This is a genomic window from Rhodococcus sp. BP-332 (assembly GCF_019836065.1).
Classification (GTDB): Bacteria; Actinomycetota; Actinomycetes; order Mycobacteriales; family Mycobacteriaceae; genus Rhodococcoides.
This window is the reverse complement of the sequence record NZ_JABUEC010000002.1, coordinates 1,006,475-1,020,979: the sequence shown is the minus strand read 5'-3', so window position 1 is coordinate 1,020,979 and position 14,505 is coordinate 1,006,475. Positions and strand designations below refer to the sequence as shown.

The 14,505-nt window shown below is 67.6% G+C and carries 12 protein-coding genes; 6 read left to right on the top strand and 6 right to left on the bottom strand.

Annotation, left to right across the window (positions count from 1 at the left end):
- The first annotated feature begins 75 nt into the window (after positions 1-75).
- The 3 genes from HQ314_RS10505 to HQ314_RS10495 are packed head-to-tail and all read left to right on the top strand — an operon-like array spanning position 76 to position 2,040.
- Positions 76-582 carry a VOC family protein gene (locus HQ314_RS10505; RefSeq protein WP_027505987.1) on the top strand — a complete coding sequence of 169 codons (507 nt, stop codon included), beginning with the start codon at positions 76-78 and terminating at the stop codon, positions 580-582.
- Between the two features lie 45 nt (positions 583-627).
- Entirely contained in the window at positions 628-1,227 is a 600-nt protein-coding gene (gene wrbA / locus HQ314_RS10500) for an NAD(P)H:quinone oxidoreductase (protein WP_027505988.1), read from the top strand.
- Between the two features lie 30 nt (positions 1,228-1,257).
- Positions 1,258-2,040, top strand: a complete 783-nt coding sequence (locus HQ314_RS10495) for a pirin-like bicupin family protein (protein ID WP_222649976.1) — start codon at positions 1,258-1,260, stop codon at positions 2,038-2,040.
- 14 nt (positions 2,041-2,054) lie between these two features.
- Here HQ314_RS10495 and HQ314_RS10490 read toward each other — a convergent pair whose 3' ends face one another.
- Both HQ314_RS10490 and HQ314_RS10485 read right to left on the bottom strand, forming a co-directional pair.
- Complete coding sequence (locus tag HQ314_RS10490; protein WP_222649975.1) at positions 2,055-3,485, bottom strand: amino acid permease; 1,431 nt, start codon at positions 3,483-3,485, stop codon at positions 2,055-2,057.
- Between the two features lie 23 nt (positions 3,486-3,508).
- The gene (locus HQ314_RS10485) at positions 3,509-4,456 is read right to left on the bottom strand and encodes a universal stress protein (protein WP_222649974.1); all 948 of its coding nucleotides are present in this window, start codon (positions 4,454-4,456) and stop codon (positions 3,509-3,511) included.
- A gap of 127 nt (positions 4,457-4,583) precedes the next feature.
- Between HQ314_RS10485 and HQ314_RS10480 the strand changes: the two genes are divergently transcribed.
- On the top strand, positions 4,584-5,921 hold the full coding sequence (locus tag HQ314_RS10480) for an amylo-alpha-1,6-glucosidase (RefSeq protein WP_204869410.1): 1,338 nt from the start codon (positions 4,584-4,586) through the stop codon (positions 5,919-5,921).
- Positions 5,922-5,948: 27 nt separating this feature from the next.
- On the opposite strand, the gene HQ314_RS10475 is transcribed toward HQ314_RS10480, so the two are convergent.
- Positions 5,949-8,003, bottom strand: coding sequence for a PhoX family phosphatase (locus HQ314_RS10475; RefSeq protein WP_027505992.1), 2,055 nt, complete (start codon positions 8,001-8,003; stop codon positions 5,949-5,951).
- A 153-nt stretch (positions 8,004-8,156) separates the two neighbouring features.
- On the opposite strand from HQ314_RS10475, the gene HQ314_RS10470 reads away from it, so the two are divergent.
- Positions 8,157-8,987: an alpha/beta fold hydrolase gene (locus HQ314_RS10470; RefSeq protein ID WP_056440899.1), complete on the top strand. Its 831-nt coding sequence runs from the start codon at positions 8,157-8,159 to the stop codon at positions 8,985-8,987.
- Between the two features lie 46 nt (positions 8,988-9,033).
- Here the strand turns inward: HQ314_RS10470 and fdhA are convergent, their stop codons facing one another.
- From fdhA to HQ314_RS10455, 3 genes are all read right to left on the bottom strand, one after another.
- Entirely contained in the window at positions 9,034-10,254 is a 1,221-nt protein-coding gene (gene fdhA, locus HQ314_RS10465) for a formaldehyde dehydrogenase, glutathione-independent (RefSeq protein ID WP_222649973.1), read from the bottom strand.
- Between the two features lie 112 nt (positions 10,255-10,366).
- Complete coding sequence (locus HQ314_RS10460; RefSeq protein WP_222649972.1) at positions 10,367-11,122, bottom strand: amino acid ABC transporter ATP-binding protein; 756 nt, start codon at positions 11,120-11,122, stop codon at positions 10,367-10,369.
- Positions 11,123-11,125: 3 nt separating this feature from the next.
- Entirely contained in the window at positions 11,126-12,949 is a 1,824-nt protein-coding gene (locus HQ314_RS10455) for an ABC transporter substrate-binding protein/permease (protein ID WP_222632432.1), read from the bottom strand.
- A 190-nt stretch (positions 12,950-13,139) separates the two neighbouring features.
- Between HQ314_RS10455 and HQ314_RS10450 the strand changes: the two genes are divergently transcribed.
- Complete coding sequence (locus HQ314_RS10450) at positions 13,140-14,504, top strand: ammonium transporter (protein WP_027505997.1); 1,365 nt, start codon at positions 13,140-13,142, stop codon at positions 14,502-14,504.
- Position 14,505 lies beyond the last annotated feature (1 nt).

Below are 14,505 nucleotides of genomic sequence, written 5' to 3'. Positions count from 1 at the left end.
ACAGCGCAACCATAAGCGGTACTGTTCTCGGTAGTTGACAACGCAACGATTCGATCGAAGGCGGAGACGATGAGCATGACAGCCGACGAGCAGCAGCGCTCGGACGAGTTCGAGGCCCGGCGCGACCGACTGCGGGGCCTGCACCTGCAGCCTGCAGAATCCCGCCCGACGTCCTCGGCGCGCGGACTGCACCACACCGCGCTGATCAGCAGCGACGTCGAGCAGACCATCCTGTTCTACCAGGGTGTGCTCGAGTTCCCACTGACCGAGTTGATCGAGAACCGCGACTACCCCGGCTCGTCGCACTTCTTCTTCGACATCGGGAACAGCAACCTCCTCGCCTTCTTCGACTTCCCCGGCCTCGACGTCGGCCCCTATGAGGAGGTGCTCGGCGGACTGCATCACGTGGCCATCAGCGTGGAACCCGACCGCTGGGAACACCTGCGCACCAAGCTGACGGATGCGGGCGTCGAGCTCACGGAGCACAGTGGAGTCTCGATCTACTTCCGTGATCCCGACGGTGCACGCCTCGAACTCATCGCCGACCCGCTCGGCGAGATGTACGGCCACCACGTTCTCTGAGTCCGAATCACCCCCGAACCACGTCCCACTTCCGAAAGGTCACTCATGACGAAGCTCGCGATCCTCTACTACTCCTCCACCGGCCACGGCACCACGATGGCGGCCGAGCTCGAGAAGGCCGCTCAGGCGGCCGGCGCCGAGGTGCGCGTCCGGCACATCGCCGAGACCCGTGACCCGGCGACCTTCGCCGAGAACCCCGCCTGGACTGCCAACTACGAGGCCACCAAGGATCTGCCGGCCGCCACCGGTGACGACATCGTGTGGGCCGACGGCGTCATCTTCGGCTCGCCGACCCGTTTCGGCAGCGTCGCGTCCCCGTTCCAGACCTTCTTCGACACGCTCGGTGGCCTGTGGGCCCAGGGCAAGCTCGCCGACAAGGCCTACGCCGCGTTCACCTCGAGCCAGACGGCCCACGGCGGCCAGGAGACGACCATCGTCAACCTGTACACCTCGCTCATGCACTTCGGCGGCATCCTCGTTCCCCCCGGCTACACCGACGGACTGAAGTTCGCCGACGGCAACCCCTACGGCGTCGGCCACGTCACCGGACCCGACAACCAGAACGAACTGGACGACGCGACCCGCGCCGCCCTCGGACATCTCGCCACCCGCGTCGTCACCATCGCGGGCAAGCTCGCTCGGTAGTCCCACTTTCCATCCCGAGAAGGGACCCCCATGACGACCTCCACCGCACCCGAACTCGACGTCCGTCGCGCCGACGACCGGCCGGCCACGAACATCGGCTGGCTCGACTCGCACCATTCGTTCTCGTTCGGACATCACTACGATCCCGACAACACCCACCACGGGGTGCTGATGGTGAACAACGACGACATCGTGGACGCGGGTACCGGTTTCGACACGCACCCGCACCGGGACATGGAGATCGTCACGTGGGTCCTGCAGGGATCCCTCGTGCACCAGGACTCCATCGGGCACAACGGGCTCATCTACCCGGGGCTCGCCCAGCGGATGAGCGCCGGCACGGGAATCCTGCACTCGGAGAAGAACGACTCGTGGCGTCTCGCGTCGGCGGAGAACCCGTCGCAGAAGCATCGGGACCCGGTGCACTTCGTGCAGATGTGGGTCGTGCCCGACGAGGCCGGCATCACCCCCGGGTACGAGCAGCTCGAGATCGACGACGAACTGCTCTCGGGCGGGCTGGTTCCGGTCGCGTCGGGAATGGACGCCTACAAGGACCACTCGGCGATCCGCATCAAGAACAAGTACGCCGCGATGCACGTCGCACGGTTGCGTTCCGACACCCCGGCTCAGGACCTTCCGGATGCTCCGTTCCTGCACGTCTTCGTCGCCCGCGGCGAGGCCTCGCTCGAGGGCGTGGGCCTGCTGCGCGAGGGTGACGCAATCCGCATCAAGGGCGGTGGCGGACAGACACTGTCGACGACGTCCGCAGCCGAGGTCATCGTCTGGGAGATGCACGCCACCATCGGTCGCTGACCGTCACGCTTCGATCAGCCCTGGAGCCTGTTCGGCTCCAGGGTCGATCGCCGTCGTGAGTAGGTGAAGTAGAGCACCGACGTGGCCGCCAGCCAGACCGCGAAGAGGATCCACGTCTGGATGTGCAGGGTGCTGATGAGATACAGGCATGCGCAGATCGACAGGATCGGGAGCACCGGGTACAGCGGAACCTTGAAGCCGCGCTCGATGTTCGGCTCGCGGCGGCGCAGGATGATCACTCCGGCGGAGACGACGATGAAGGCCACGAGCGTGCCCATCGACACCAGGTCCGCCAGGAAGTCCAGTGGCAGGAAACCCGCGAGCAGGGACACGAAGAACGCCACGATGATCGTGTTCTTCACCGGTGCGAGGCTGCGAGGGTTCACCTGCGAGAACACCTTCGGGATCAGACCGTCGCGGCTCATCGCGAACAGGATCCGAGTCTGCCCGTAGAGGGTGACCAGCGTGACCGAGAAGATCGAGACGACGGCGCCCGCCGACAGCACGATCGACGGCCAGCTCGATCCTGTGACGTACTGCAGGATCTCGGCGAGACCGGCCTCCTGGCCCTCGAACTCGGTGTACTTCTGCGCGCCGATCGCCGACATCGTCACCAACAGGTAGATCAGCGTGACCACCACCAGCGCGCTGATGAGCGCGATGGGCAGCGTGCGCTTGGGATTGTGCACCTCCTCGCCGGCCGTCGACACCGCGTCGAGTCCGATGAACGAGAAGAAGATCAGGCCGGACGCCGCACCGACACCGGCGACTCCGAACGGGGCGAACGGTTCCAGATTCTCGAGACTGAATCCGGTGAAACCGACGATGGCGAACATCGCGAGGATGCCGATCTTGATGACGACCATGACGGCGTTCGCACGAGCGGACTCGCTCGTTCCGCGGATCAGCAACACGGCGCACAGCGCGACGAGAACGATGGCGGGCAGGTTGACGCCGAAACCGGCGCCGTCTCCGGGTGCATGCGACAGCACGTCCGGAATGCGTAGTCCGACAGTACGATCGAGCAGGTCGTTGAGATACTGGGACCACAGCACCGACACCGCGGCCGTCGACACGCCGTACTCGAGAATGAGGCAGGCGCCGACGAGGATCGCGACGAACTCGCCGATGGTGGTGTACGTGTAGGTGTAGGTAGACCCGGAGGCCGGGATCGACGACGCCAGCTCGGCGTAGCAGAGCGCCGTCAGGCCGGCCGTGACGGCGGCGATGACGAACGAGAAGATGACCGCGGGGCCCGCCACCGGGACGGCGGACGAGAAGATGAAGAAGATGCCGGTGCCCACGGTCGAGCCGACGCCGATGCACGTCAGCTGGAACGTGGTGATCGACCGCTTCAGCCGACCTTCGCCCGTCGTTTCCAGTGCCGCGATGTCGCTGATCGACTTGCGTCGCAGCAATCCCGAACCGTTGCTCGGATCGCTCATGTTTCCTCCACTATCGGCGTGGTTCACCGAGCGAATCGGCTTCCACGGGGAACGACCAGAATCGGAACAGGGCTGTGCCGCAAGATCTTCGACGCGGTGGAGCCGAGGAACACCCGGGCGAGAGGTCCGAGGCGGGACGAACCGAGCACCAGCAGGTCCTCGGGCCCCAGCTCGACCGAGTCCACCACGTGCTGCCAGTCCCCGCCGGATCCCACCGCGCACGTAGGGGACAGGGCCGGGTAGGCGGACGTGACGTCCGACGCCGCGGAGTGGAGCATCTCGGTGGCCTGCTCGCGCCACTGCGACGTCACCAGATCCTCCGCGTCGTAGCCGCCGAAGGGGGGATACGTCGTCGAGCGTCGTGGTGCGAACGCCACCAGGCGCAGCGCGATGTTCCAGCGCACCGCGAGAGCCGCCGCGGAATACAGCGCATCCTTGGCTTCCGGGGTCCCGGTGTAGGCGCAGGAGATGCGGGAGACGGCGTCGGTGCGGCGGCGCGCGCCGCGCGGCGCCAGTGCCAGCGGAACAGCCGACGAGTGCAGCAGCGTCTCGCTCGTGCTCCCCGGCGTGAAGCGATCGTCGGGACCGTCGGAGCTCCCCAGCACCACCAGGTCGGCATGGTGAGTGGCCGCCGCCGCGGTGAGTGCGGCCGACTCGGCGGCGTTCTCGGCGAAGAAGGCGGAGGGCGATCCCAGATCGGCCGGAGTGAGCAGGTCCGCCATCGCCGCATCGGCCCGAGCGGCCGCATCCGTGCCGCGCTCCTCGAGCCAGCGTCGGTACTCCGCGTCCACGTGCGCCATCGACGGGAACGGCCACGTCCGCGGCAGGACGGTGCACGTGCGGACCGTCATCGCGCCGCCCGCGGCCCGAGCGGTGGTCGCCATGCGCGCGGCCAGACCCAGCGCATCGTGACCGGAGTCGTCCGGCAGCCACCCGACCAGCGCGGACATCGACGCGGTCGACACACCCATCACCCCCGACCAGTTGCCCCGGCGCGTTCGACGCCGATGGCTCAGTATGCGACCGACGCGCCGGGCCCGCACCCCGACTCACCGGCGCGTCCTGCAGGATCGCGCCGTCCGACGGATGATGTCTCCCATGGCCGCCCCCGGATTCACCCCGACTCAGCTCGCAGCACGGGCCGCCTACCTCCTGCGCGGCAACGATCTGGGCACCATGACCAGCGCGGCTCCGCGTCTGTACCCACACATGTGGAGCTGGGACGCCGCCTTCGTGTCGGTCGGGCTCGCCCCGTTGAGTGTCGAGCGGGCCGTCGTCGAGCTCGACACCCTGTTGTCCGCTCAGTGGTCCAACGGCATGATCCCGCACATCGTCTTCGCCAGCGGTGTCGACGGATACTTCCCCGGGCCCGCCCGCTGGCAGGTGAACGAACTCGCCGCGCACGCACCCGTCGGCGTCCACACCTCGGGCATCACGCAGCCCCCCGTGCACGCGATCGCGGTGCAGCGCATTCTCGATCACGCCCGTCGACGTGGGCGGACCACGCGGCAGGTCGCCGGTGAGTTCCTCGATCGGCGATGGCCGGATCTGGTGCGGTGGCACCGCTGGCTGGCACACGCACGCGATCAGAACCACACGGGGCGCATCACGCTGTACCACGGGTGGGAATCGGGCATGGACAACTCGCCGCGCTGGGACGCGGCGTACGCGAAGGTGATTCCGGGGGCGGTGCCGCCGTACATCCGGGAGGACACGTCCATCGTCACCGACTCGTCGCAGCGCCCGAGCAACATCGAGTACGACCGCTATCTCTGGCTGCTCGAGGAGATGAAGCTCGCGCGGTACGACGATCTCGCGCTGAACAGCGCCATGAGCTTCGCGGTGGAGGACGTGTTCGTCAGCGCGATCTTCGCTGTCGCCTGTGACGTGCTGGCCACCATCGGCGAGGACCATTCCCGGCCTCATGCGGACGTGCGGGACCTGCGCGCCTGGGCCGACCGGTTCCGGAGCGGCGTCGTCGCCACCACCGACGCGCGTTCCGGCGCGGCTCGGGATCGCGACGTGCGGTCCGGGGAGTGGATCAAGACCGACACGATGGCGATGTTCGCGCCGCTGCTGTGCGGTGGGTTGCCCCGTGACACCGAGCGGGCGCTGCTGCGACTCTTCGAGGGTCCGCGCTTCTGCGGGCACCCGGACTTCAAGTACGCCGTTCCCCCGTCGACGTCGCCGATCTCGAGGGACTTCCGACCTCGCGAGTACTGGCGCGGTCCCGTGTGGCCGGTGGTGACGTGGCTGTTCTCGTGGGCCTTCGCCCGACGCGGGTGGTCGGAGCGGTCGGCGATGTTGCGCGAGGAGGGGTTGCGGCAGGCGAGCGACGGCAGCTTCGCCGAGTACTACGAGCCGTTCACCGGAGAGCCGTTGGGAAGCATGCAGCAATCGTGGACCGCGGCCAGCGTGCTCGACTGGCTGGGCTGACCGCGGTCCACGACGGCAGGGAGAAGGTCAGACCTTCCACACCGCGACGACCGACGGACGGGGCTGCGAGTCGCCACCGTCGGGCCAGTGCGAGGCGGGGGCGTCGGCACTGGCGTCGTCCTCCTCGCCCGGGTGCTGCACGCTCACGACGACACGCTGCTCCTGCACGATCGGACCGCAGGTCTCGGCGCCCTTCGGCACGGTGAGGAACTGCTTCGTCTGGCCGCGGCGGTCACCGTCGAGAACCACCGAGAACAGGCCGTCGTTGGAGTCGAGGGCGTTGCCGTCCGTCGACACCCACAGGTTGCCGTCGGCGTCGAACGCCAGGTTGTCCGGGCACGAGATCGGGCTGACCTGCGACTTGTCGAAGCCACCGAAGTAGGTGTCGGCGGCTGCGGGATCGCCACAGACGAGCAGAAGGTTCCACGTGAAACTGGTCCCGGCGTGGTCGTCGTCGAGCTCGAGGACCTGGCCGTTCTTGTTCTTGTCCCGCGGATTCGCCTCGTCGGCGGCGGCCTTGCCCTCGGTGCCTCGGTTCGAGTTGTTGGTCAGCGCCACGTACACCTTGCCGGTGACGGGGTTCGGCTCGAAGTCCTCCGGCCGGTCCATCTTGGTGGCGCCGACCTTGTCACCGGCGAGGCGCGTGAAGACGGCGACCTCCTCGGCGGACATGCCGTCGACCAGGGACTCGCCGCGGCCGTCCTCGCCGGTACGCAACAACGGGATCCACTCGCCCTTGCCGGCGAACTGTCCCGTCGTCGGGAGCTTTCCGGAGCCGTCGATCTGGTCGGGCGCGTCACCGGAGAGCGTCGCGACGTAGAGGGTTCCGGCGTCGAGAAGCGTCACGTTGGACCGCAGTGCCGCAGCGCCGGTGCCCTGCATCATCTTCCGGCTGGAGACGAACTTGTACATGTAGTCGAAACGCTCGTCGTCACCGCTGTAGGCGACCACGGTGCCGTCGTCGGTCACGTGGATGGTCGCGGCCTCGTGCTTGAACCGGCCGAGTGCCGTGTGCTTGATCGGCGCTGCGGTGGGATCCCACGGGTTCACCTCGACGACCCAGCCGAAGCGATTCACCTCGTTCGGCTCCTGCGCCAGATCGAAGCGCTTGTCGAATCGCTCCCATTTGCGCTCGGACGCAGCACCTTCCACGCCGTAGCGCGCCAGACGCTCGGCGACCACGGGGTCGGTCACACTCTCGGCGTTGGCGAAGTACTGGTTGATGTTCTCCTCGCCGGACAACACGGTGCCCCACGGGGTGACGCCACCGGAACAGTTGTTGAACGTGCCGAACACCCTGGTGCCGGTGGGATCGGCGGAGGTCTTGAGGAAGTCACTGCCGGCCGCGGGTCCGGTGAGGACGAACTCGGTCGATCCGGTGATGCGACGGTTGTAGCGGCCCATCTGCGGGGTGAGCTTGCCCGAGCCGTTCTCACCGGCCACCTGGACCACCGAGAGACCATGGGCGGCAAGGCCGATGGCGACCTGCTCCGCGGTGGGGTTCTCCGCGTCGTACCCCTTGAAGAGGAACGGTTCCGTCGTGTACTCGTGGTTGACCACCAGCAGGTACTCGGTGGACGACCCGTCGATCGGCAGCAGACCCGCGAAGTCGTTGTTGAATCCGAACTGCTTCTCCTGGGCCGCCGAGGTCTGGTTGTCGAAGTCGAAGGCAGGCGCACCCTCGACCACCGGGTCGCCCCACCGGATGACGACGGCCTGCTCGTACCCCTCCGGGACGACGACCGCGTCCTCGGTGTTGGGCGCGACGGCGGCGAAGTCGAGTCCACGCGGCTCCGGGGTCGGGGTGGCCGACGCGGTGGTGGCCGTGCCCGAGTCCTCTGTGCCGCACGCGGCGAGGGCGCTGGTGGCGCCGACGGCCAGCACGGCCATCGCACTACCGCGCAGGATGCCGCGGCGCGTCATCGCCGTCTTGACTATGTCGCCGAAGTACTCGCTCGACGACGTGTTGGGCACCTCGTGGAAGCAGGCGTCGCCGCACTTGTACTTGCACGTCAGCGACGACCGCGAGGAGCTGCCGTCGTGCTGATGGGAGACGATCAGGGGAAGCGGAATCGTGGTCACCGGTCGACCGTAGAAGTGCCGGGCAAAAGGCAAAGGGAAGGTAAGCAACTCCCCGGGTGCAGGAAGGTGAACGGTGGGCGAACGTGTGTCGTCGGGGCACGCTCCGGGTAGACCGAGAGCGACGCGGAGACACCGCGACGAAGGAGGCACGACATGCCGATGCTCTCGGTGGGAGTCGAGAACGACGCCCCGATCGACCTGCACTACCAGGACCGAGGCGAGGGCGCGCCGGTGGTGTTGATCCACGGCTGGCCGCTCAACGAGCGGTCGTGGGAACCCCAGATCGTCGCACTGCTCGACGCGGGCCACCGCGTCGTCACGTACGACCGGCGTGGATTCGGCAGCTCGTCGCAGCCCGAGTCCGGTTACGACTACGACACGTTCGCCGCGGACCTGTCGGTCCTGCTGGAGACGCTCGACCTGCGGGACGTGACGCTGGTGGGTTTCTCCATGGGCGGCGGCGAGGTGGTGCGCTACCTCGCGAAGTACGGCAGCGACCGCATCGCGAAGGCGGTGCTCGCCGGTGCTGTTCCCCCGTATCTCTACAAGTCCGAGGACAACCCCGACGGCGGCCTCGACGACGAGACGATCGCGGGATTCGAGAACGGCGTCGAGGAGGACCGCAACGCCTTCCTCGACGGCTTCGCCACCAACTTCTTCAGCGCGAACGGCGAGCTGAAGGTCTCGGAGGAGGATCGTCAGTACGCGGTGGACATGGCGGCCGAAGCGTCGACACCGGCGATCCTCGGCTGCATCGAGGCGTTCGCGCGCACCGACTTCCGTGAGGACATGCCGAAGATCGACGTCCCCACCCTCGTCATCCACGGCGACGCGGACGCCATCGTTCCGTTCGAGGTGAGCGGCAAGCGCTCACACGAGGCGATCGCGAACAGCACTCTGGTACTCGTCGAGGGCGGCCCGCACGGGTTCAACACCTCGCACCCGGATCGGTTCAACCAGGAACTGCTCGCGTTCCTGGGCTGACGCGCACTCGCGAGGTGGGCGCCACAGCCCACCTCGCGAGAGTCGGTCAGGCCGCGCCGAGGAGCCCGTGGGGGTCGAGCACGAACTTCGTGGCCTCACCGGAGTCGAAGTCGGCGTAGCCCTGCGGAGCCTGCTCGAGCGAGATGGCGCGTGCGTTGACGGCCTTCGCGATCTGCACGCGATCGTGCAGGATCGCCATCATCAGCCCGCGGTGGTACTGCATCGTCGGGCACTGTCCGGTGGCGAAGGACAACGACTTGGCCCACCCGGTGCCGAGGCTCAGCGACAACGCGCCGACCTTGGCGGCTTCGTCGGATGCGCCGGGATCGCCGGTGACGTACAACCCCGGAATTCCGAGCGAGCCACCCGCCGTCGTGATGTCCATCAGCGAATTCAGCACGGTGGCCGGCGCTTCCGTCGCCGACCCGTCACCGTGACCGCGTGCCTCGAAACCGACGGCGTCGACGCCGCAGTCGACTTCCGGTACCCCGAGCAGCTGCTCGATCTGATCCTTCGGATCGCCCTTGCTGACGTCGACGGTCTCGCAACCGAAGCTTCGGGCCTGCGCGAGCCGGCTCTCGTTGAGGTCGCCCACGATGACGACGGCGGCGCCGAGCAGTTGCGCGCTGGCCGCCGCGGCGAGTCCGACGGGTCCGGCGCCGGCGATGTAGACCGTCGACCCGACTCCCACTCCGGCCGTCACGCAGCCGTGGAAGCCGGTGGGGAAGATGTCCGACAGCATCGTCAGGTCGAGGATCTTCTCCAGGGCCTGATCGCGGTCGGGGAACTTCAGCAGGTTCCAGTCCGCGTACGGCACCATGACGTACTCGGCCTGGCCGCCGACCCAGCCGCCCATGTCGACGTAGCCGTAGGCGGCGCCGGGACGATCAGGATTGACGTTCAGGCAGATGCCGGTCTTGCGTTCCTTGCAGTTCTTGCAGCGACCGCACGCGATGTTGAACGGAACCGAGCACAGGTCACCCTGTTTGATGAACTCCACGTCGCGGCCGACTTCGATGACCTCGCCGGTGATCTCGTGGCCGAGGACCAGGCCCTCGGGGGCCGTCGTGCGGCCTCGCACCATGTGCTGGTCGCTGCCGCAGATGTTGGTGGAGACGACCTTGAGAATCACGCCGTGCGGACACTCACGGCCCACACTCGCCGGATTCACGCCGGGCCCGTCCTGCAGGGTGAAGCTGGGGAAGTCGATGTCGACGACCTCGACCTTCCCGGCTCCGGCGTAGGCGACGGCTCTGTTGTCGGCCATGTGTTCAGCTCCCGTTCGAGGTACAGCGCCGACATTCTCGAGTGCGAATGTCGGCATCTCTCTCGACCGTACGCGGGATGCTGTGCGCCGCGTCACATTCGTGGCTCGGGGATCAGAGCACTTCGGACAGGAACCGCTGCAGTCGCTCGGTCTGCGGGTCGTCGAACAGTGCTGCGGGCGGGCCCACCTCGACGGCGCTGCCGTGGTCCATGAACAGCACGCGGTCGGACACCGAGCGGGCGAAGCCCATCTCGTGCGTGACGACGACCATCGTCATGCCGCCGGTCGCGAGGTCCGCCATGAGGGCGAGCACGCCCTTGACGAGCTCCGGGTCGAGGGCGGACGTGGCCTCGTCGAAGAACATCACCTGCGGTTCCATGGCGAGTGCTCGCGCGATGGCCACGCGCTGCTGCTGACCGCCGGAGAGGTTGCCGGGGCGCGAGCCCGCTTTCTCCTTCAGGCCCACCTTGTCGAGCTGGGCGAGCGCGGCGGCGTGTGCGTCGTCCTTGCTCAGTCCCTTCAACTTCCACGGACCGAGCGCGACGTTGTCGAGGACGGTCCGGTGCGGGAACAGGTTGAACTGCTGGAACACCATGCCGATGCGCTGGCGCAGCGCGTCGGGATCGTCCTTCAGCACCGAGCGTCCGTCGAGCAGGATGTCGCCCTGCTCGGGCTCGTGCAGTCGGTTGAGCACGCGCAGGAGCGTGGACTTGCCCGACCCGGACGGTCCGATGACAGTGGTGGTGGCTCCTGCGGCGACGTCGATGTCGACGCCGCGCAGGACCTTGTTGGTGCCGAAGGACAGGTGCAGGGCACGGCCGGCGAGTGAGACGCCGGTCAACGGCTCGGTCGAGGGTGCGGTGGTCATGTGTCAGCCTCTTTCCACGACGATGGCCTGCTCGACCGGGTCGAGTGTCTGCTCGGCCTTGCCGACGCGCAGACGCTTGTCGATGTAGTTGACCAGGTGGGTCAGCGGGACGGTCATCGCGAGATAGACGAGTCCGGCCGCCACCAGGGGTGACAGGTTTCCGGTCTGCGCGTTGAGGTCTCGGCCGACGGCGAACAGTTCGCGCTGCGTCGCCAGCAGACCCAGGAAGTAGATCAGCGACGAGTCCTTGATCAGCGAGATGAACTGGTTGACGAGTGCGGGAAGCACGCGCCGGACACCCTGCGGCACCACGACCAGGCGCATCGAGCGTCGGTAGCTGAACCCGAGAGCACGCGCTGCCTCGATCTGCCCCTTCTCGACGCTCTGGATGCCGGATCGGAAGATCTCGCCGATGTACGCGGCCGCGAGCAGCGACAACGCCACCGCACCGAGCCAGTACGGGTTGTTGCCGGTGATGCCGCTGACCACCGGTCCGATGCCGAGACCGATGACGAGGATGATCACGACGGCGGGCAGTCCGCGGAAGATGTCGGTGTAGACGCGTGCCGGCCAGCGCAGCCAGCGGGTGCGGGACAGGCCCGCCAGTGCGAGAAGCATGCCGAGAACCGTGCCGATGATGCCCGATGCCAGCGCGAGGATCAGCGTGTTCGGCAGGCCGGTCTTCAGCAGGTCCGGCAGCGCCTGCTTGTAGAGGTTCCAGTCGAAGAACGTGTCGCCGAGCTGCTCGAACGTCGACTTCGGTGCGACGGCCTGCGCGGCCGGGGCATTCGCGTCGTTCTCGGCGGCGATGGCCGCGAAGTCGGGAAGCTCGGGCTGCGGCGCTGCCTTGCTACCGGGCTTGAATCCTTCCGGGAGTTCGCGCGGCACCCAGTCGGAGTACAGCTGGGCCCAGGTCCCGTCCTCGATGATCGCGTCGAGGCCGGAGTTCAACGCGTCGATCAGCGGCTGGTTGTCCCGCGCGACGGCCCACCCGACGAAGTTGTTGAGGCTGAACGTGTTCTGCGTGATCGCGGTGCCGTCCTCCGGCTTCACCAGGCCCTCGGCCTGCTGCGACGGTGCGACCCAGGCGTCGATCTGTCCGGTGCGGAGATTTGCGTACGCGGTGTTGTAGTCGGGGAACTTCACCGGGTCCAGGCCCAGGGTGTTGACGACGTAGTCGTCCTGCACCGTTCCCTGCACGACGCCGATACGGGTGTCCGGCCCCAGGTTCTCGAAGGCGGTGATCGGTCCGCCGGCCTTCGCGACCAGGGAGAAGTAGCCGAAATCGTAGCCGTTGGTGAAGCCGACCGTGTTGCGCCGCTCGTCGGTGGTGGTGATGGACGACGACCCGACGTCGAAGCGTCGGCCGGCGACCTGCGCGAGCAGACCCGAGAACTCGGTGCCCGAGAAGTTGATCTGCAGGCCGAGCTTCGCGGCGACGGCCTTCAGCAGCTCGTTGTCGTAGCCGGTGTAGGTGCCGGAGCCGTCGACGCAGATGCTCGGCGGCGCGTCGGAGAGCGTGCCGACGGTGAGCTGGCCGGGCGTGATCAGTCCGAGCTGCGAGGTGTCGATGCGATCGAGCGGCGTGACCGACGGCGTCGTGTACCGATCCTCGGTCGCGGCGGCGGCCGCGGCGTCGAAGTTGGTCGGCGTGGACGACGCGCTGTCCACACCGGGAGGTGAGCACAGTTCGGTCGGTGCCGCGGCAGCGGACGAGGAGCCGTCCGACGAGCCGCCGTCCGAGGTGCCGCAGGACGCGAGGAGGACGGCGAGGAGAAGTGTGGAGACGAGGACGATGAGTTTCCGTCCCACGCGGTGCGCAAGCATGAGATGAACACTAGGGCTCACGTGCCGGGATCACCGAAACGTCGAACGCGCAATGGTTGTGCTCAGTGATCTGTTACCGGTGATCGCCGTGGGGACCGCTCCGACCAGGGGTCTAGTCTCCGTCGGGGCGCACGTCACCGACTATCCAGGACGCCTGGAGGGTGTGCGCCGGGGGACGGAAGGTGTTCGTATGTACTCCAGTCTCGAGTACCCGCTGACGGGCGCTCCGGATGCCGGCAACACGGCGTGGGTTCTGGCCAGTGCCGCGATGGTGCTGTTGATGACTCCGGGGCTCGCGTTCTTCTACGGCGGCATGGTGCGCGTGAAGAGCGTGCTGAACATGATGATGATGAGCCTGTCGGCCATCGGGGTCGTGTGGGTCCTGTGGGTCCTGTTCGGATACTCGATGGTGTTCGGCGACGACAGCGTCGGTGGGTGGATCGGGGACCCGACGCAGTTCGCCGGCCTCACCTCGTTGATCGGCGGCAGCTTCGGAGCCGGGGGCGGCGCGGTCGAGATCCCGCTGGTGGGAACCGTTCCGGCGCTCGCCTTCGTGGCCTTCCAGGCAGGCTTCGCGATGGTCACCGTGGCGCTCGTGTCCGGCGCCGTCGCCGACCGGATGCGTTTCATGCCGTGGGTGATCTTCGCCGGCCTCTGGGCGACACTCGTCTACTTCCCCGTCGCACACTGGGTGTTCGCGTTCGACGGTGTCACCGCGGAGACCGGGGGCTGGATCGCCAACCAGCTGAAGGCCATCGACTTCGCCGGGGGCACCGCGGTGGAGATCAATGCCGGCGCGGCCGGACTGGCGCTCGCCCTGGTCGTCGGCAAGCGTCGTGGGTGGCCCCGGGAGGCGATGCGGCCGCACAACCTGCCCGCCGTCATGGTGGGTGCCGGGCTGCTGTGGTTCGGCTGGTTCGGCTTCAACGCCGGATCGTCGCTCGCGGCGGACGGCGTCGCCGCGGTCGCGTTGGTCAACACGATGGGCGCGGGCGCGATGTCGATGGTGGCGTGGCTGGTGGTCGAGAAGATCCGCGACGGGAAGGCCACATCCTTCGGCGCGGCGTCGGGTGTCGTCGCCGGTCTGGTGGCCATCACGCCGTCGTGCACGGCCGTCACCCCGATCGGCGCTCTGGGCGTCGGCGCTGCCGCCGGTGTCGCCTGCGCCCTGGCGATCGGCCTCAAGTACCGCTTCCGGTACGACGACTCGCTCGACGTGGTCGGAGTGCACCTGGTCGGTGGCATCGTCGGCACGCTCATGATCGGCCTCCTCGCGAGCAGCGACATGCCGCCCGGTGTCGACGGCCTGTTCTACGGCGGCGGCGTCACGCAGCTGGGTCGACAGGTGGTCGCCGTCGTCGTCGTTCTCGCCTATGCGTTCCTGGTCACCGCGGCCATCGCCACGGTGCTGAAGCTGACCATCGGGATCAGAGCGGATCCGCAGCACGAGACGGACGGCATCGACGAACACGAGCATGCCGAGTCCGCGTACGAGTTCGCCTCCTCGCACGGCGGACACGGCAGCTCGGGGCTGTTCGGAAAGCAGTCCGGCTGAC